The following is an 18,779-nucleotide window of genomic DNA, read 5'->3' on the forward strand; positions in this document are numbered from 1 at the left end:
CGTCATGGCTACTCAGCAAACCCGTTCGCTTGCCCGTTTCATGATGGCGCCGTCGGTGATCCTGCTGTTCGTCTGGATGATCGTGCCACTGGTCTTTACGCTGTGGTTCTCGTTCCTCCAGTACAACCCGCTCAATCCGATCCGCGATGGGTTCGTCTGGTTCGCCAATTACAAGCTCTTCTATTCCAACCCCGCCTTCCTGCAGTCGATCCTCAACACATTGACCATCGTCGTCAGTGTCCTGGCCATCACCGTGATCGGCGGCATCCTTTTGGCGCTGCTGCTCGACCAGCCGATCTGGGGTCAGGGCTTCGTGCGCATCCTGGTCATCTCGCCGTTCTTCGTCATGCCGCCGGTGGCGGCGCTTGTCTGGAAGAACATGATCATGCACCCGCAATACGGCGTCTTTGCCGATATTGCCCGCTTCTTCGGCGCCAACCCGATCGACTGGTTCGGTCAGCACCCGCTGACCGCCGTCATCCTGATCGTCGCCTGGCAATGGCTGCCCTTCGCGACGCTGATCCTGCTCACCTCGCTCCAATCGCTTGATGGTGAGCAGAAAGAGGCAGCCGAGATGGATGGCGCCGGCTTCCTCAGCCGCTTCTGGTATCTGACGCTGCCGCACATGTCGCGCGCCATCACCGTCGTCATCCTGATCCAGACCATCTTCCTGCTCTCGGTCTATGCCGAGATCCTGGTCACCACCAATGGCGGTCCCGGCTACGCCTCCACCAACCTGCCGTTCCTCGTCTACCAGAAGGCGCTCTTGGAATTCAAAATCGGCCAGGCGTCGGCAGGCGGCGTCATCGCGGTCATTCTCGCCAACATCGTCGCCTTCTTCGTCATGCGCGCGGTCGGCAGGAACCTGGACAAGTAGGGGCAAGACGATGCCACTTGCGCTGAACCACCCCCACTCCGTCCCGCTGCGCCGGACACCTCTCCCCCTGCCCGGGGGAGAGGAAACGCCTGCATCGAAGCCCCGCGCTTCCTCTACCCCGTCGATCGGGGGAGAGGTGGTTTGCGCAGCAAACCGGAGTGGGGGTCGACCCTGCCGCCAACATCGCCGATACGGGAGGACCTGACATGGCACGCGCAGTCACCACCCAGCACAAGACGATCGCAACAGTCGCGGCCTGGGTCGTCGCCCTGCTGATCTTCTTCCCGATCCTTTATACGATCATCACCTCCTTCAAGTCGGAACAGGAGGCGATCCAGGGCTTCGCCTTGATCCCGTCCGGCACCACCGAAAGCTACTCCGAGGTGCAGGCGCAGAGCGGTTATTTCAAGTTCTTCCTGAATTCCGTGATCCTGTCGGTCGGCTCGACCGTCCTTGCGCTCATCGTCGCCGTGCCGGCGGCCTGGTCGATGGCCTTTTCGCCGACCAAGCGGACCAAGGACATCCTGATGTGGATGCTCTCCACCAAGATGATGCCGGCCGTCGCGGTGCTGTTCCCGATCTATCTCATCTTCCGCGACACCGGCCTGCTCGACAGCCGCATCGGCCTCACCATCATGCTGATGCTGATCAACCTGCCGATCGTGGTCTGGATGCTCTACACCTATTTCCGCGAGATCCCGGGCGAGATCCTCGAAGCGGCGCGCATGGACGGCGCCTCGCTGTGGAACGAGATCATCTATGTGCTGACGCCCATGGCCGTTCCAGGCATTGCCTCGACCATGCTCTTGAACATCATCCTGGCTTGGAACGAGGCGTTCTGGACGATCCGCCTGACCACCACCGAGGCCGCACCGCTCACCGCCTTCATCAGCTCCTTCTCCAGTCCGCAGGGCCTGTTCTGGGCCAAGCTCTCGGCGGCCTCGACATTGGCGATCGCGCCGATCCTGATAATGGGCTGGTTCAGCCAGAAGCAGCTGGTGCGCGGCCTGACCTTTGGCGCCGTGAAGTAAGCCGTAAGCGGCGGACGAAATCCGGGGAGGAAACCATGGGAAACATCACGCTCAAGAACGTCTCCAAGTCCTTCGGGTCGACGACGATCATTCCGAACATCGACCTCGCCATCGAGGACGGCGAGTTCGTCGTGTTCGTCGGCCCCTCGGGTTGCGGCAAGTCCACGCTGCTCAGGCTGATCGCCGGGCTGGAGGACACCAGCGGCGGCACCATCAGCATCGATGGCCGCGACGTCACCCGCGAGGCGCCGGCCAAGCGCAAGCTTGCCATGGTCTTCCAGTCCTACGCGCTCTACCCGCATATGACGGTCGCCAAGAACATCGCCTTCCCGCTGAAGATGGCCGGCGAGGACCAGGCGACCATCGATAAGAAGGTCAAGGACGCGGCGCGCGTCTTGAACCTCACCAACTATCTCGAGCGGCGCCCGGGCCAGCTCTCCGGCGGCCAGCGCCAGCGCGTCGCCATCGGCCGCGCCATCGTGCGCCAGCCATCGGCCTTCCTGTTCGACGAGCCGCTGTCCAACCTCGACGCAGCCCTGCGCGGCACCATGCGGCTGGAGATCAGCGAGCTGCATCATCAGCTGAAGACGACGATGATCTACGTCACCCACGACCAGGTCGAGGCCATGACCATGGCCGACAAGATCGTCGTGCTCAATGCCGGCAACATCGAGCAGGTCGGCTCGCCGATGGAACTCTACAAGACGCCGAAGAACCTGTTCGTCGCCGGCTTCATCGGCTCGCCGAAGATGAACTTGATCGAAGGCGCGCCGGCCGACAAATACGGCGCCAAGACCATCGGCATCCGGCCCGAGCACATCAACATCTCGACCACGGCCGGCGACTGGAAGGCGACGGTCGGCGTTGCCGAGCATCTCGGCTCCGACACCTTCCTGCATGTCCAGACCGATGGCATCGGCACGATCAATGTGCGCGCCGACGGCGAGGTTGCCGTCAAGCACGGCGACACCGTCTACCTGACGCCCGACAAGGCCAAGCTCCATCGCTTCGGCGCCGACGGCAAGGCGCTGGCGCAGTGAGGCTCAAAGGCAAATCGGCGCTGATCACCGGATCGGCGCGCGGCATCGGCAGGGCCTTCGCCGAATCCTATGTTCGCGAAGGCGCCAGGGTGGCGATTGCCGACATCAATCTCGAAGCGGCGGAAGCGACGGCAAAGGATATCGGCTCTGCCGCTTACGCGATCCGGCTCGACGTCACCAACCAGTCCTCGATCGAGGCCGGCGTGAAAGCCGTCGAAGCGAACGCCGGCGGCCTCGACATCCTGATCAACAATGCCGCCTTGTTCGACCTTGCGCCCATCGTCGAGATCAGCCGCGCGAGCTACGACAAGCTCTTCTCCGTCAATGTCGCCGGCACGCTGTTCATGCTGCAGGCGGCGGCCCGCTCGATGATCGCTGCTGGCCGGGGCGGCAAGATCATCAATATGGCGAGCCAAGCCGGGCGCCGCGGCGAGCCGCTGGTCGCGGTCTATTGCGCCACCAAGGCCGCCGTCATCTCGCTTACCCAGTCGGCCGGACTCGACCTGATCAAGCACCGCATCAACGTCAACGCCATCGCACCGGGCGTCGTCGACGGCGAGCATTGGGATCACGTCGATTCGCTGTTCGCCAAATATGAGAACCGGCCGAAGGGCGAGAAGAAGAGGCTCGTCGGCGAAAGCGTGCCCTATGGCCGCATGGGTCGAGCCGAAGATCTGACTGGCATGGCGGTTTTCCTCGCCAGTGACGAGGCCGAATACATTGTCGCCCAGACCTACAACGTCGATGGCGGTCAATGGATGAGTTGAGGGGGAAGCGCGCCTCTCTTCCTCCGGGGAGGACGCGTCGCGGGGCAGGTGAGGGGCGCATACCGGCAAACGGATGCTGCCCCTCACCGCTCCCCCAAGCGGGTGAATTGGGGGTTGGATTGTCGGGCTGCATATCGGCCAAAGGGTAAGTAAGATGACCGTGAAACTCTCTTCCTCGAACCTCGCCAAGCTTCCGTCGAAGGTTTCCGGTCCGAAATACGATCGCGCCGCGCTGAAGGCCGGCATCGTGCATTTCGGCGTCGGCAACTTCCACCGCTCGCACCAGGCTGTCTATCTCGACGACCTATTCAATTCCGGCCTCGGCCATGACTGGGCGCTGATCGGCGCCGGCGTGTTCGAGGGCGAGAAGGCCGGCCGCGCCAGGCTGCAGGAGCAGGACTGGCTGACCACCGTGGTCGAGCAGGACCAGGGCCATATGAGCGCCCGCGTCACCGGCGCCATGGTCGATTTCCTGATGCCGGGCGATGCTGAGGCGATCGTCGACCAGCTCGCCGACCCTGCGATCAAGATTGTGTCGCTGACCATCACCGAGGGCGGCTATTTCATCGATCCGGCCTCCGGAAAGTTCAATCCGGCCCATCCCGACATTGTCGCCGATGCCCAGCCCGGTGCGGCACCGAAGACGGTCTTCGGCATCATTCTTGCCGGACTGGTGCGCCGGCGCGCCGACGGCATCGTGCCGTTCACGGTCATGTCCTGCGACAACATCCCCCACAATGGCCACGTCACCTCCGACGGCGTCATCGGCCTTGCCCGGCTGATCGACGAGGCTCTGGCCAACTGGGTGAGGGACAACGTCGCTTTCCCGAACGGCATGGTCGACCGCATCACGCCGGCCACCACCGATCGCGAGCGCAGCATTCTGGCCAATGATTTCGGGCTGGAGGACAATTGGCCGGTCTTCTGCGAACCGTTCAAACAATGGGTGCTGGAAGATCATTTCACCGCCGGCCGGCCGCCGCTGGAACGGGCCGGCGTCCAGTTCGTCAAGGATGTCTCGCCTTACGAGCTGATGAAGATCCGCATCTTGAACGGCGGCCACGCAGCCATTGCCTATCCGGCGGGCCTGATGGACATCCATTTCGTGCATGAGGCGATGCAGGAGCCTCTGGTGCGCCGCTTTCTCGCCAAGGTGGAGCGCGACGAGATCATCCCGACCGTGCCGCCGGTGCCCGACACGGTGCTCGAGGATTACTACCAGCTCATCGAGCGCCGCTTCTCCAACCCCAAGATCGGCGACACCATCCGAAGGCTTTGCCTCGACGGTTCCAACCGCCAGCCGAAATTCATAATTCCGACCGCCGCGGACCGACTGAAGGCGGGGAAAGGTGTTGCCGGCCTGGCTCTGGAGTCCGCGCTCTGGTGCCGCTACTGCTTCGGCACCACCGACAGCGGCGCCGTCATCGAGCCGAACGATCCGAACTGGGACCGGATGCAGGCGACCGCCAAAGCGGCGAAGAACTCGCCCGAGGCCTGGCTGGCGATGGACGACATCTATGGCGATGTCGGCCGCTCCGCCGTCTTTGCCGAAGCCTTCGCCCATGCGCTGAACGAATTGTGGGCGAACGGCGCGCGCGAAACCTTGACGCGCTATCTCGCCGATAAGCTCTGAAGCTCTTTGGACGCAGCCGCAATGACGCCCGAGCTCGTCATCTTCGACTGTGACGGCGTGCTGGTCGACAGCGAGGCGCTTTCGGTGACCGCGTTGCTGGGCATGATCGAGCTCGCCGGCGGCACGGTCTCGGAGGACGCCGCCTACGAGCATTTCCTCGGCAAGAGCATGAAGAGCGTGCGCGAGATCCTCGGCAGCGATTTCGGGCTTGAGATCAGCGACCAGCATCTCACCGCCATGCGCGTCGAGCTGATGCGCAAGTTCCGCGAGGAGCTGAAGCCGATCCCCGGCATCAAGGAGATCCTGCCGAAGCTTGGCCTGCCCCATTGCGTCGCCTCTTCCGGCACGCTGGAGCGCATCCGCTACGCGCTCGAGGTCACCGGCCTGCTGGGCCTGCTGGAGCCGCACCTCTTCAGCGCCGCCATGGTCAAGCGCGGCAAGCCGGCGCCGGACCTGTTTCTCCATGCCGCCGCCGCGATGCGCGCTGATCCGGGCAAATGCCTTGTCATCGAGGACAGCCCGGCCGGCATCGCCGCGGCGCGAGCGGCGGGGATGCGTGTCTTTGCCTTCACCGGCGGATCGCATGCAAACAACCCTGCGCTCAAGGCGCGGCTTGCGTCGACCGAACCGGACTTTATATTCGCTGACATGCTGCAATTGCCCGACCTGATTGCAGACCTGGGAGCGAGAGTAAAAGCATCTTGACGAGTTTCGTTTGCGCGGTCGATGTCGGCACCGGGAGCGCTCGCGCGGGCATTCTCGACTCGCATGGCAACCTGCTCGGCCGCGCCGAGCGGCCGATCGCCATGCACCAGCCTAAGCCCGATCACGCGGAGCACGATTCGGAAAATATCTGGTCGGCAGTCTGCGCCGCCGTGCGGGCCGCGCGCGAGAAGACGAACGTCGCCGCATCGGATATTGTCGGCATCTCCTTTGACGCCACCTGCTCGCTGGTGGTGCGCGGCAGGCGGGGCGATCAGCTGAGCGTCTCGGTCACGGGAGAGAAGCGCTGGGACACCATCGTCTGGCTCGACCATCGCGCCATCGCCGAAGCTGACGAATGCACCAGAAGCGGCCATGCAGTGCTCGACTATATCGGCGGGGTGATGTCGCCGGAAATGGAAACGCCGAAGCTGATGTGGCTGAAGCGCAACCTGCCCGCAACCTGGAATGAAGCCGGCTATCTGTTCGATCTCGCCGATTTCCTGACCTGGAAAGCGACCCGATCGCTCGCCCGCTCGCAATGCACGCTGACGGCCAAATGGACCTATCTCGCGCATGAGGAGACGGGCTGGCGGCGCGATTTCTTCAAGCTCGTCGGCATCGGCGATCTCTTCGAGCATGGCAACCTCCCGGAAAAGGCGAGCCCCGTCGGCATCGATATCGGGCAACTCACGGCCGATGCGGCGGCAGATCTCGGCCTGACGGAGAAATGCCGGGTCGGCGCCGGGGTTATCGACGCCTATGCCGGCGCGCTCGGTGTGCTCGGCGGCTTCGCCGGCGACGAGAAGGACATCAGCCGGCACCTGGCGCTGATTGCCGGCACCTCGTCCTGCGTCATGGCGATGTCGCAGGATCCGCAGCCCTTCGCCGGCGTTTGGGGACCGTATTATGGCGCGGCGTTGCCAAAGCTCTGGCTGTCGGAGGGCGGCCAGTCGGCGACCGGCGCTCTGCTCGACCACATCATCCGCTGGCACGGCGCCGGCGGCGAGCCGGATGCGGCAATGCATGCCAGGATCGCCGAGCGCGTCGCCGAACTGCGCGCCGCCGAGGGCGATGCGCTGGCGGCGCGCCTGCATGTTCTGCCGGATTTCCACGGCAATCGCTCGCCGCTCGCCGACCCGCACGCGGTTGGCGTCGTCAGCGGGCTGACACTCGATTCCTCCTTCGACAGCCTGTGCAAGCTCTACTGGCGCACCGCCGTCGGCATCGCGCTCGGCGTGCGCCATGTGCTCGAGGCGCTGAACGAGAACGGCTATTTGATCGACACGCTGCACGTCACCGGCGGCCACACCAAGAACCCGCTCTTGATGGAACTCTATGCCGATGCCACCGGCTGCACCGTCATCGAGCCGCTGGCCGACGAGGCGGTGCTGCTCGGCACCGGCATGGTCGCTGCGACCGCCGCTGGGCTTTACCCCGACCTGAACGCCGCTTGCGTGGCCATGCAGCAGGGCGGCAGGACGCGGCCCCCGAATCCGGCCGCCGGCGCTCGCTTCGACCGCGACTATCGCATCTTCCTCGAAATGCACCGCCAGCGGCAGGCGCTCGACACCATCCAATAGAAGGCCCGGCTCTTGCGCTTCCCGCTGGCTCAATAGGTCGCCGCTCCTCCTCCTTGCCAATATGTCGCATTTCGTTCACAAGACGGCGCAAACGGCGCCATTTTGCGCCGTTTGCGTGCGGCTTCCGGGCGAGTCCCGACGCGCCGTGGTCTGAAGAGCGGAAAATGTCTGCGATCGAAGCCGGCGCTCGCGCGCCGGAAAATTTTTGGCGTCAGGAAATCAGGGCAACATTGTCGCTTGCCTGGCCGATGGTGCTCACCAATCTCGGCCAGACCGCCATGACCGCGACCGACGTCATGATGATGGGCCGTTTGGGACCCGACACGCTGGCCGCCGGCGCGCTCGGCTCCAACCTCTATTTCATGCCGCTGATCTTCGGGCTTGGCCTGATGCTAGCCACCTCGCCGATGATGGCGACCGAGCTCGGCCGCCGCCGCCATCCGGTGCGCGACCTGCGCCGCACCGTGCGCCAAGGACTCTGGCTGGCGGTCCTCGTCTCGATCCCGATCTGGCTGTTCCTCTGGCATGGCGAAGAAGTGCTTTTGGCCATGGGGCAGAAGCCGGACCTCGCGCACCAGGCAGGCATCTACCTGCACTGGCTGCAATGGGCGGTGCTGCCTTTTTACGGTTATATCGTGCTGCGCTCCTTCATCTCGGCGCTGGAGCGGCCCGGCTGGGCGCTGATCATCGTTTTCGTCGCCGTCGCCTGCAACGCCTTCTTCAACTGGGTCTTCATGTTCGGCAATCTCGGCGTTCGCCCGATGGGCATCGCCGGCTCGGGCCTCGCCACCTCGCTTTCCAGCGTGCTGATGTTTGTTGGACTGGCGGTCGTGGTGGTGCTGGAGAAAAAATTCCGCCGCTATCACCTGTTCGGCCGCTTCTGGCGCTCCGACTGGCCGCGCTTCCGTGGCCTGCTGAGGCTCGGCCTGCCGATCGCCGGCATCCTCGCCTTCGAGGTGACGATCTTCAATGCGGCAGCTCTGCTGATGGGTCTGATCGACGCGGATTCGCTGGCAGCCCACGCGATTGCCATCCAGATCGCCTCGATCTCCTTCATGGTGCCGCTCGGCCTCAACCAGGCGGTCACCGTGCGCGTCGGCCTGGCACATGGCGCCGGCAATCCCGAGGGCGTCTCGCGCGCCGGCTGGACCAGCTTTGTCATCGGCGTCTCCTTCATGGCGCTGATGGGGCTGGTGATGATCCTATGGCCGCATCTTTTGATCAGCGCCTTCATCGATCTCGCCGATCCGGCCAATGCCAGGGTTATCACGCTTGCCGTGTCCTTCCTGGTGTTTGCCGCGCTGTTCCAGATCTTCGACGGCGCCCAGGCGGTGGCCGCCGGCATGCTGCGCGGCCTGCACGATACCAAGGTGCCGATGATCTATGCCGCGATCGGCTATTGGGGGGTCGGCCTTCCGCTCGGCGTGCTGCTCGCCTTCCATTTCGGCTTCAACGGCGTCGGCATCTGGATCGGCCTTTCGTCAGGCCTGGCGGTGGTGGCGGTGCTCCTGCTCGTCCGTTGGCTGCGGCGCGATCGCATCGCGCCGGCGCTGTCGTTCGGCCATTGAGAAGAGCGGCCGCCGGTCAGGCGGCGGCCCTCGTCGACCTTCAGTGTGCGGCGACACGCTCAAGCCGCCGCGCATATTGCGTCAGCGGGAAGCACATCACGAAGAAGATCAGCGCCACCAGCCCGTAGACGGTGAAGGGTTCGAAGGTCGCGTTGTTGATGGCGTTGGAGGTCCTGACCAACTCCTCGAAACCGATGATCGAGGTCAGCGCCGTCGATTTGATCAGCTGCACCAGGAAGCCGACGGTCGGGGCGCGCGTGATGGCGAAGGCCTGCGGCAGGATGATCAGCCTGAGTTCCTGCAGATAATGCAGTCCGAGACTGGCGCCGGCGTCCCACTGGCCGCGCGGCAGCGCATCGACACCGCTGCGCCAGATCTCGGCGAGATAGGCGCTGGCAAAGAAGGTGAGGCCGAGCGCCGCGGCGGTCCATGGCTCGATGCGCAGCCCCAACATCGGCAGGCCGAAGAACATCAGGAAAAGCTGCATGAGGAGCGGCGTGCCCTGGAACAGCGCGATATAGCCGGAAGCGATCCGCTTGATCCATTTGTTCTTGGCTATGCGGAAGAACAGCACGACCAGCCCGACCAGCGCGCCGCCGACGAAGGCGGCAAGCGACAACAGCACCGTCCACCGCGCGGCGAGCAGAAGGTTGCGCAATATGTCCCAGAGGGTGAATTCGATCATGACACGCCGGCTCCGAGTGCGCGGCGTCCGCCGCTGACCAGCAGCCGGCGCAGCCCCATCGACAGGCCGAGATAGACCATGGTCACCACCAGATAGGTTTCGAAGGCGCGGAAGGTGCGCGCCTGCAGCATGTCGGCCTCGTAGGTCAGTTCACGCACCGCGATCTGCGACACCACGGCCGATTCCAGCATCATGATGACGATCTGGCTGGTCAGCGCCGGATAGATCACTTTCAGCGCCTGCGGCAGCACGATCTTGATGAACACCTGCCTGGGCCTGAGCCCGAGCGCAAGTGCTGCCTCCGTCTGCCCGCGCGGCACCGCGTCCAGACCCGCGCCGACGATCTCGATCGTGTAGGCCGCCATGTTGAGCGTCATCGCCAGCATGGCGGCCAGGATCGGATCGAGTCGGATGCCGAGGCTGGGCAGTCCGAAGAAGATGAAGAACAGCTGCACCAGGAACGGAGTGTTGCGCATCACCTCGACATACCAGCCGATCGCCAGCTTGAGCGGCCTCGGGCCGTTCCGGCGTCCGGCGGCGCCCAGGATGCTGAGGAAAGTGCCGGCCAGCGTGGTGACGACGATCAGAAGCAGCGTCATCGCCGCGCCGCGCGCGATCACGCCCGCTGCACCCGCAAGCCAGCCGAAGTCCAGGCTGTAGCCCATCGCGATTGGCCCTGTTGGAAAGCGTGTAGCGCAAGAAACAAGTACGGGAGCGGTTCAGCGCTTCATGCGCGCTGAACCGCCAAGCGAGATCAATCCTTGAGGTTGTCGGGATTGAGCGGCGTCTTCAGCCAGGCTTTCGAGCTCTCGTCCAGCTTGCCGTCCGCCAGCATCTTGGCGACCGCATCGTTCACCGCCTTCTTCAGCCTGTCCTCGTTCTTGTTGAGGCCGATATGCGAGGGCGAGGTCAGCAGCTGGAACTTCTGCTCGGGCTTCAATGCAACCTGCTTGGCCAGCACCTGCGCGCCGACATCGTTGCCGACCACCATGAGCTGCGTCTGTCCGGAGATGAAGGCCTGGATGACGGAATTGTAGTTGTCGAAGCGGCGGATGTCGGCCGAGGCGGGCGCCGCCTGGGTGAGCGAGGTATCCTCCAGCGTGCCGCGATTGACGGCGATCGACTTGTCGGCAAGGTCGTCCTTGCCTTTGACGGCAAGCTCGGCCGGGCCGATGACGGCGATGTAGTAGGGCGCGTAGGCGGCGGCGAAATCGATCACCTGCTCGCGCTCCTTCGAATAGCCGACGCTCATCAGGATATCGACGCGCTTGTCGGTGAGATACGGGATGCGATTCTGGCCGGTGACGCTGACGAGGTTCAGCTTCACCTTCAAGGAATCGGCGATCGCCTGCGCGACGTCGATGTCATAGCCCTTGATGCTCATGTCGGCGCTGGCCGAGGAAAAAGGCGGGAAGTCGGAGAAGATGCCGACATTGATGGCCCCGGCCTTGGTGATGTCGTCGATGGCGTCGGCCTTGGCCTGCGAGGCAAGACCGGCGGCGCCGAGCATGATGAGTGCCGCAAGTGCGGATTTCAGTGTGTTTCGAAGAGTCATTTTAGTTCCCCTGCTGGAAGCTTGTTGTTGAAACCGGCCGCCGGCTCCAGCGCGACGGCCGTACTGGTTAGCAATTCCAGGAAAAGCGGGAAGCGGTCTACGCTTGGCGACTTCGTATAGCTTCCGTCCGGAATTGCGTAGAAACAAAGCGTTAGAGCGGTTCGCCGATTCCATGAAGCGGTGAAACGCTCTCGTGTCAGCCTTTCTTGATTGCCGGGCTGAACACCATCAGGCTCAGGATCTCGAACAGGACTTGCGCGCCGACATGGGCGGTGTTGGTGGTCGCGTCATATTGCGGCGCCACCTCGACGACGTCGCCGCCGACGATGTTGAGGCCCTTCAGGCCGCGCAGCAGCTCGAGCACCTCGCGCGTCGTCAGCCCACCGACTTCAGGCGTGCCGGTGCCCGGGGCGAAGGCCGGATCGATGCTGTCGACGTCGAAGGAGATGTAGGTCGGGCCGTCGCCGACGATCTTCCGCGCCTTCTCGATGATGGCGGGTATGCCGAGGCCGGTCACCTCCTCGGCATGGACCACCGTCATGCCGGATTCATAGGTGAACTCCCACAGATACTCGGCCGAGCCGCGAATGCCGATCTGGATCGTGCGGGTGGGATCGAGCACGCCGTCCAGGACCGCGTTGCGGAACGGTCCGCCGTGGTGGAACTTGGTCATGTCGAACAGCCCGCTGGTGTCGCAATGGGCGTCGATATGGATCATGCCGACCGGAGCCTGCTTACCGACCGCCTTCAGGATCGGATGGCTGATCGAGTGGTCGCCGCCGACCGAAAGCGGCAGCACACCGGCGTCGACGATCTGGTTGGTGCGCTTTTCGATGTCCTCGTGGCTGATCTCCAGCCGGTAACGGCTGCGGAACGGCGTGTCGCCGATGTCGGCGACGCGCAGCTCATGCGTCGGCGCGCATTCCAGCACGTGATTGTAGGGGCCGATGCGCTCGATGGCGCGCAGCGCCCGCGGCCCGAAGCGTGAGCCCGGCCGGTTGGTGACGCCAAGGTCCATCGGCACGCCGATCATCGCCACTTGCAAGTCGCCGAAATCCGGATTGTCGGCCGCCACCTGCCGGTACGGCGCGGCAAGGAAGGTCGGGATGCCGGAATAGGGCGCTAGCCGGGTGCCGCTTTTGCTGAAGATCTTGTCGGCGACCTTGCGGAATTTCGGATCGAACATCTCGCCGCCATGGCTCTCGCCATATTTGCGGCGCAACGCTTCGAGCTTGCCGCGATCGTAACCCATGTCCGGTCCTCCTCCGTGACTGCTTGCAGCGCGGCGGCTGCACCGACGCCTGCCAAGCCAGCAGTCATCCGGCTGATCGTTGCCCGCCGGCGCCTGCGAAATCTACGTCTGTTGAGCTGTTCCGGGCAAAAGTGTCGGGCAACTGTATTGAAAAATCAATTGATATTGTTAGGGTCTTTGCTGTGAGAAAATCTCACAAAGTCGGGAGCTGTCCTTGGCCAAGCGCTTGCCGCCGTTGAACCCGTTGCGCGCTTTCGAGGCGACGGCGCGACATGCCTCGCTGACCAAGGCGGCAGGCGAGCTCAACGTCACGCATGGCGCGGTCAGCCACCAGATCAAGGCGCTCGAGCAATCGCTCGGCGTAAAGCTTTTCCAGCGCGCGGGTCAGCGCGTGAAGCTGACGCCGCACGGCGCTGAGTTCCTGCCGGCGGTTTCGGCGGCCTTCGACGGCATCGCCGCCGCGACGCAACGCATGACACGCCCCGCAAGCACCGGTGTGCTGTCGGTGTCCTGCGTGCCGGCGCTGCTCCTGTTGTGGATGACGCCGCGGCTCGGCTCCTTCACCGCGCAATATCCCGACATCCAGCTGACGCTGATCCCCTCCAACGACGCCAGGGACATCCGCGCGCCGCACATCGACGTCTGCGTGCATTATGGCGATGGCAGCTGGAGCGACTGCTGGATACGCAAATGGTCGGGTCTCGAGCTGTTTCCGGTGGTCAGCCCGACGCTGATCAACAACCGCCCGATCCGCAGTGTGCGCGACCTTGCCGACCACGTTTTCCTGCATGGCGACGACGGCCGCGAGTGGCACACCTGGCTGGCCGCCGCCGACGCGCTCGACCTGGAGCGCGGCCGCCGCCATCACCTCGGCGACGCGCGCATAGCGGTGGAGGCCGCCGTCCACGGCCACGGCGTGGCGCTCGGTGATTCCGTGACCGCGCGCGCCCTGCTCGCCAGAGGCATGCTCGTCTCGCCCTTCGCTTTGTCGGTGCCGGCGGTCGATGACTTCTATGTCGTCTGCCGCAACGAGATGCGCTCGGCGCCGATCGTCCAGCTTTTCATCGACTGGCTGTTTGCCGAAAAGGAGCAGGACGAGGGCCGCGCCGATGCCCCGGTCGCCGGCCGTGTGCCGAGCCGCAGGAAGCGCCCGGCGCTCAAGGTGATCGGGGCTAGAGCGATTCCAGGAAAAGTGTGAGCGGTCTTCCGTCCGGAGATTCGCGTCAACAACAAGAAAGCCAAGAGCATTTCGCGGTTGCCGTGCAACGGTGAAATGCTCTGGCGCAGCGTCATGATCGCTGGACTTGCATAGCTGCTTTTTGTCGGGCCAGCTTGCAAAGCAGGAAGCGCTTTCAAAAATACAATGCTAAGACCGCAGCTGGTTAACAATTCTGGGAGCTGCGCGGCGGTTTTCCGTCCGGAATGCTTCATAACAGGGACTTGAGGCGCCGCGCTTGGAATCACGCAAGCGCGACGCGCTTTTTGGGTGAGCAGATATGGCACGAACCGATATAGCGCGGCGCGTCTACAACCACACCTGGAAGCTGGACCCCATCGTCCGCAGCCTGCTGGACACCGATTTCTACAAGCTTCTGATGCTGCAGATGATCTGGGGCATGTACCCCAACGTCGACGCCACCTTCACGCTGATCAATCGCACGACCTCGGTGCGGCTCGCCGACGAGATCGACGAAGGCGAACTGCGCGAGCAGCTCGACCACGCTCGCACCTTGCGCTTCACCAAGAAGGAGATGATCTGGCTCGGCGGCAACACCTTCTATGGTCGCAAGCAGATCTTCGAGCCGGAATTCCTCGCCTGGCTGGAGGATTTCCGCCTTCCCGACTATGAACTCACCAAGCGCGACGGCCAGTACGAACTGTCCTTCCCCGGTCCCTGGATGTACACCACGCTGTGGGAGATACCGGCGCTCGCCATCATCAACGAACTGCGCTCGCGCGCCGCCATGCGCTCCTTCGGCCAGTTTGCGCTCGACGTGCTCTACGCCCGCGCCAAGGCCAAGATGTGGGCCAAGACCGAGCGGCTGAAGGCACTGCCCGGCATCCGCATTTCCGATTTCGGCACCCGCCGCCGCCACTCCTTCCTGTGGCAGCGCTGGTGCGTCGAGGCGCTGAAGGAAGGCATCGGCGAGGCTTTCACCGGCACGTCGAACGTGCTTCTGGCCATGGACAACGACCTCGAGGCGCTCGGCACCAATGCGCACGAGCTGCCTATGGTGTTTGCGGCACTTGCCAATTCCGTTGAGGAGCTGAGGCAGGCGCCCTACAAGGTGCTGCAGGACTGGCAGCGCTATTATGGCGGCAATCTGCTGATCGTGCTGCCCGACACGTTCGGCACGTCCGCTTTCCTGCGCGACGCGCCGGACTGGATCGCCGACTGGACCGGCTTCCGCCCCGACAGCGCGCCGCCCATCGAAGGCGGCGAGAAGATCCTCGCCTGGTGGCGCGAGAAGGGCAAGGATCCGAAACAGAAGCTGCTCATCTTCTCCGACGGGCTCGAGGTCGAGACCATCGAGGAGACCTACAAGCATTTCCGCGGCAAGGTGCGCATGTCCTTCGGCTGGGGCACCAACCTCACCAATGATTTCGAAGGCTGCGCGCCGACCGAGACCAACAGCCTCGACGCCATCTCGCTGGTCTGCAAGGTCAGCGAAGCCAATGGCCGGCCGGCGGTCAAGCTCTCCGACAACCCCGCCAAGTCGACCGGCGATGAGAAGGAGGTCAAGCGTTATTTGCGCATCTTCGGCGAGAAGGGGCGGGTGGAGCAGCTGGTCAAGGTGTGAGGACTGCTCGAATAGAATTTCGGATAACCGGATAACTTGAGTTCCCGCCCACCCCCCTCTGTCCTGCCGGACATCTCCCCCGCAAGGGGGGAGATTGGCAGTTTCGCGCAATCTGCCTCTTTCTGCGGCGGTCAAAATTGGCGAAATCGCGCGCGACATCCGATCTCCCCCCTTGCGGGGGAGATGTCCGGCAGGACAGAGGTGGGTGCGAAGGAGCACGTCGGTGGAAATCGACGGCTTCGAAATACGTCATTCGCAATGGCGGCCTCATTCATACCTCTCCTCCCCACCCCCGCCTTCGCCCACGCCTCTGACCGCGGCCACGTCCTGCTTCTTCCCACGGGCTACTACATCGCTGGTGGCGCGCTTGCGGTCGCTTTCAGCTTTCTGACGCTGGCGCTGCTGCCGCCCGCCGCTCTTGACCGCTTCTGGCGCCGGCGCCTCTCGTTGTTCACTGTCAGCGATCACCCGCGCACCGTCCTCAGCCTGCTTTCCTTTGCCGGCTTCGTGCTTCTCATCGCCACCGGCCTGTTCGGCAGCCGTGATCCACTCTCCAACCCCTTGCCTCTGGTGATCTGGACACTGCTCTGGGCCGGTTTCACGCTGCTGCAGGGCGCACTCGGCGATCTCTGGTCCTGGCTCAACCCGTGGTACGGCCCCTGGCGTGTTGCATCTCGCGTCTTCAGCCTTCGCACTGACGAAGCCGACCCATCGCGCCTTCCCAAATGGCTCGGCTACTGGCCGGCGTTCGTCTTGTTCTTCGGCTTCGCCTGGTTCCAGCTCATCGATCCCGCGCCCGACGATCCGTCGCGCCTGGCCTTCGCCGCCGGCATCTACTGGCTGCTCAGCTTCGCCGCCATATGCGTCTTCGGCTACGGAGACTGGAGTCGGCGCGGCGAATTCCTCACCGTCTTTTTCTCCATGGTCGCCCGCTTCGCGCCTTTGCAGCGCGAGAAAGGCCGGCTCCACCTCGGCTGGCCCGGTGCGAAGCTGCTTTCCGCCTCGTCGCTGCCGGCAAGCGGCACGGCGTTCCTGCTGCTGGCGCTCTCGTCCGTATCCTTCGACGGTCTTTCCAAAACCTTCTTCTGGCTCGGCCTGTTCGGCGTCAATCCGCTGGAATTTCCCGGCCGCACCGCGTTGATCGGCATCGGCAGCTTTGGCTTGGTGCTGACATTCATCTTGTTGGCGGCCGTGTTCGCGCTTGCCGTTTCACTCGGCCAGCGCCTTGCCGGCGACGGGCAACCGTTCGAGAAAGCCGCCGGCCTCCTGGTTTGGTCGATCGTGCCGATCGCGCTCGCCTACCACATCGCCCACTACCTCACGGCGCTGCTCGTCGACGGCCAATACGCGCTGGTCGCTTTGTCCGACCCGTTCGCGCTCGGCTGGAACCTGTTCGGCACCGCCGACAGGATGGTCGAGGCGGGCGTTGTCGCCGGCGCCGAGTCGGCCTGGTGGCTCTGGAATCTGCAGGCCGGCGTCATCATCGTCGGCCATGTGCTGGCGGTCTTGATCGCACACGGCCTAGCCTGGCGACTCCACCCGCAGCCGTCGCGCGCGGCGCTCAGCCAGCTGCCGCTGACGCTTCTGATGATCGCCTACACCATATTCGGCCTATGGCTGCTTGCTACGCCGACGGCCGGATGAGACAAGGGCCCGTCATGACGCGCGCATGACCCCGAAAATCGGGTTCGATTTTCGGAAAGGATCATGCGCAAAATGAAAGTGCTCCAGCGTCCTTTGCGCGTCCCCTAGAGGACGCGCGGCGGCGCTGGAGTGGAAGCTCGCTTGCCACGTCACGGCTTTGGTGATTTAGTTTGTACACATGCAATTTTCGCGTCCTCCGAGCGCGGAGGATCGAGCCGCCTTATCGCTGGTCAAAAAACTGAAAACAGGGGAACGGACATGGCTGACAAGAACGGATTTTTCGACCTCTCCAAAAGCACGCTTTCCCGCCGCACAGCGCTGAAAGGCATCGCCGCCGGCGCCGGCCTGGCGCTCGCGCCCGGCTTCGTTCGCTACAGCCAGGCGCAGAGTTCGGCGCCGATCAAGATCGGCTTCCAGTCGCACCGCACCGGCATCGGCGCCGCCTACGGCCGCTGGTACGAGAAGACGAGCGCTGCCGCCGTCAAGGCGATCAACGATGCCGGCGGTATCAGCGGCCGCAAGGTCGAACTGGTGATCGAAGATGATGGCACCGATCCTGCCCGCGGCGCCGAGGTGGTCGGCAAGTTCGCCACGCAGCATAAGACCGACATCGTTTTCGGCACGCTGTTCTCGCATGTGGTGATCGGCTCGGCGCCCGCCGCCGGCGAAAACAAGATCCCCTATTTCGTGGTCAGCGAAGGCCACCACGTCGCCTCGACCAAGCTCAACCGCTACGTCTTCCAGCCCGGCATCACCGACGTGAAGAGCCAGATCCAGTCGATGGCGCCGTGGATCGCGGCGAATGCCGGCAAGAAGGTGACGCAGATCTTCCCCGACTTCGCCTTCGGCTACGACCATCGCGACTACCTGCCGCCGGCGTTGAAGGCGCAAGGCGCCGACGTGATCGCGCAGATCGCCATCCCCCCGACGGAGTCGTCCTTCACCAAATACTTCCCGCAGATCCCGGCCGAGACCGAGGTGATCTACCACGTCATGGTCGGTCCGGCCGTGCTCACGTTCGTCAAGGAACTCGGCGAGTTCTACGGCTCGCAAAGGCCGCAGCTCTTCGGCTTCATCGACTCCCTCGAGGCCGTCGACATCAACAGCCCCGGCCTCGAATTCCTCGACGGCAGCCATTTCTGGGAAGGCTCGCCGCGCTACGCGCAGCCCGATGACTCGGCCGCGCAGAAGGCCTATCGCGCCGCCGTCGGCATCGACGACAATGGCGCCGCCGTCGGCGACCCCAAGGACGTCTCCACCGCTGCCCACATGTTCGGCTGCTGGGAGACGCTCTATGTCGTCAAGAAGGCGATGGAGGATGCCGGCTACAAGGGGCCGGAAGACCGCGCCAAGCTGGTCGAGGCAACCGAAGCGCTGAAGGAATTCGCCGAAGGGCCGGAGCATCCGCAGGGTCCGAAAACCTTTAACGGCAAGATCCACCAATGCTTCGGCATCCAGAACATCTCCAAGGTCGAAGGCGGCAAGCTGAAGGTCGTCCACAAGACCAAGATCGAGGACGGCCTCTACGAGCCGGAAGGGGATTACACGACGCAAGCGCTGTGAGCTTCGACGTTTCACCGAGCGTGAGCGCCAAGCCACCCCCCTCTGTCCTGCCGGACAGTCCGGCAGGGCAGTGGGGGG

General features: G+C 64.0%; 16 protein-coding genes. 12 read left to right on the top strand and 4 right to left on the bottom strand.

Annotated features, from left to right (window positions below; all coding sequences use genetic code 11):
• Positions 1 to 4: 4 nt before the first annotated feature.
• From CK222_RS00985 to CK222_RS01020, 8 genes are all read left to right on the top strand, one after another.
• On the top strand, positions 5 to 877 hold the full coding sequence (locus CK222_RS00985; protein WP_066999170.1) for a sugar ABC transporter permease: 873 nt from the start codon (positions 5 to 7) through the stop codon (positions 875 to 877).
• Between the two features lie 206 nt (positions 878 to 1,083).
• Positions 1,084 to 1,908 (top strand): carbohydrate ABC transporter permease, encoded by an 825-nt coding sequence (locus CK222_RS00990; RefSeq protein WP_067323984.1) that lies wholly within the window; start codon positions 1,084 to 1,086, stop codon positions 1,906 to 1,908.
• Between the two features lie 35 nt (positions 1,909 to 1,943).
• Positions 1,944 to 2,948 carry an ABC transporter ATP-binding protein gene (locus CK222_RS00995; protein WP_066999175.1) on the top strand — a complete coding sequence of 335 codons (1,005 nt, stop codon included), beginning with the start codon at positions 1,944 to 1,946 and terminating at the stop codon, positions 2,946 to 2,948.
• Positions 2,945 to 3,715: an L-iditol 2-dehydrogenase gene (locus CK222_RS01000; protein WP_095799099.1), complete on the top strand. Its 771-nt coding sequence runs from the start codon at positions 2,945 to 2,947 to the stop codon at positions 3,713 to 3,715. Before CK222_RS00995 ends, CK222_RS01000 begins: the two co-directional genes overlap by 4 nt.
• Positions 3,716 to 3,869: 154 nt before the next feature.
• Positions 3,870 to 5,348: a mannitol dehydrogenase family protein gene (locus CK222_RS01005; RefSeq protein WP_095799100.1), complete on the top strand. Its 1,479-nt coding sequence runs from the start codon at positions 3,870 to 3,872 to the stop codon at positions 5,346 to 5,348.
• A 21-nt stretch (positions 5,349 to 5,369) separates the two neighbouring features.
• Complete coding sequence (locus tag CK222_RS01010) at positions 5,370 to 6,053, top strand: HAD family hydrolase (RefSeq protein ID WP_095799101.1); 684 nt, start codon at positions 5,370 to 5,372, stop codon at positions 6,051 to 6,053.
• On the top strand, positions 6,047 to 7,633 hold the full coding sequence (locus tag CK222_RS01015; protein ID WP_095799102.1) for an FGGY-family carbohydrate kinase: 1,587 nt from the start codon (positions 6,047 to 6,049) through the stop codon (positions 7,631 to 7,633). The genes CK222_RS01010 and CK222_RS01015 overlap by 7 nt, the downstream gene beginning before the upstream one ends.
• A 164-nt stretch (positions 7,634 to 7,797) precedes the next feature.
• Entirely contained in the window at positions 7,798 to 9,201 is a 1,404-nt protein-coding gene (locus CK222_RS01020; protein WP_095799103.1) for an MATE family efflux transporter, read from the top strand.
• Between the two features lie 40 nt (positions 9,202 to 9,241).
• Here CK222_RS01020 and CK222_RS01025 read toward each other — a convergent pair whose 3' ends face one another.
• From CK222_RS01025 to speB, 4 genes are all read right to left on the bottom strand, one after another.
• On the bottom strand, positions 9,242 to 9,886 hold the full coding sequence (locus CK222_RS01025) for an amino acid ABC transporter permease (RefSeq protein WP_066999193.1): 645 nt from the start codon (positions 9,884 to 9,886) through the stop codon (positions 9,242 to 9,244).
• Entirely contained in the window at positions 9,883 to 10,551 is a 669-nt protein-coding gene (locus tag CK222_RS01030; RefSeq protein WP_095799104.1) for an amino acid ABC transporter permease, read from the bottom strand. The genes CK222_RS01025 and CK222_RS01030 overlap by 4 nt, the downstream gene beginning before the upstream one ends.
• An 89-nt stretch (positions 10,552 to 10,640) precedes the next feature.
• Complete coding sequence (locus CK222_RS01035) at positions 10,641 to 11,441, bottom strand: transporter substrate-binding domain-containing protein (protein WP_067323996.1); 801 nt, start codon at positions 11,439 to 11,441, stop codon at positions 10,641 to 10,643.
• Between the two features lie 196 nt (positions 11,442 to 11,637).
• Positions 11,638 to 12,693 carry an agmatinase gene (gene speB / locus CK222_RS01040; protein ID WP_095782179.1) on the bottom strand — a complete coding sequence of 352 codons (1,056 nt, stop codon included), beginning with the start codon at positions 12,691 to 12,693 and terminating at the stop codon, positions 11,638 to 11,640.
• A 214-nt stretch (positions 12,694 to 12,907) separates the two neighbouring features.
• On the opposite strand from speB, the gene gcvA reads away from it, so the two are divergent.
• The 4 genes from gcvA to CK222_RS01065 all read left to right on the top strand — a co-directional run bounded on the left by gcvA (position 12,908) and on the right by CK222_RS01065 (position 18,701).
• A complete protein-coding gene (gene gcvA / locus CK222_RS01045; protein WP_095799105.1) occupies positions 12,908 to 13,891 on the top strand; it encodes a transcriptional regulator GcvA in 984 nt (327 codons plus the stop codon).
• Between the two features lie 298 nt (positions 13,892 to 14,189).
• Entirely contained in the window at positions 14,190 to 15,494 is a 1,305-nt protein-coding gene (pncB, locus tag CK222_RS01050; RefSeq protein WP_095799106.1) for a nicotinate phosphoribosyltransferase, read from the top strand.
• A gap of 183 nt (positions 15,495 to 15,677) precedes the next feature.
• Positions 15,678 to 17,138, top strand: a complete 1,461-nt coding sequence (locus CK222_RS01060) for a hypothetical protein (protein ID WP_095799107.1) — start codon at positions 15,678 to 15,680, stop codon at positions 17,136 to 17,138.
• A 258-nt stretch (positions 17,139 to 17,396) separates the two neighbouring features.
• The gene (locus CK222_RS01065; RefSeq protein ID WP_095799108.1) at positions 17,397 to 18,701 is read left to right on the top strand and encodes an ABC transporter substrate-binding protein; all 1,305 of its coding nucleotides are present in this window, start codon (positions 17,397 to 17,399) and stop codon (positions 18,699 to 18,701) included.
• Positions 18,702 to 18,779: the final 78 nt, after the last annotated feature.

This window comes from Mesorhizobium sp. WSM3866 (assembly GCF_002294795.1).
In the GTDB taxonomy this organism is placed as follows: domain Bacteria; phylum Pseudomonadota; class Alphaproteobacteria; order Rhizobiales; family Rhizobiaceae; genus Mesorhizobium.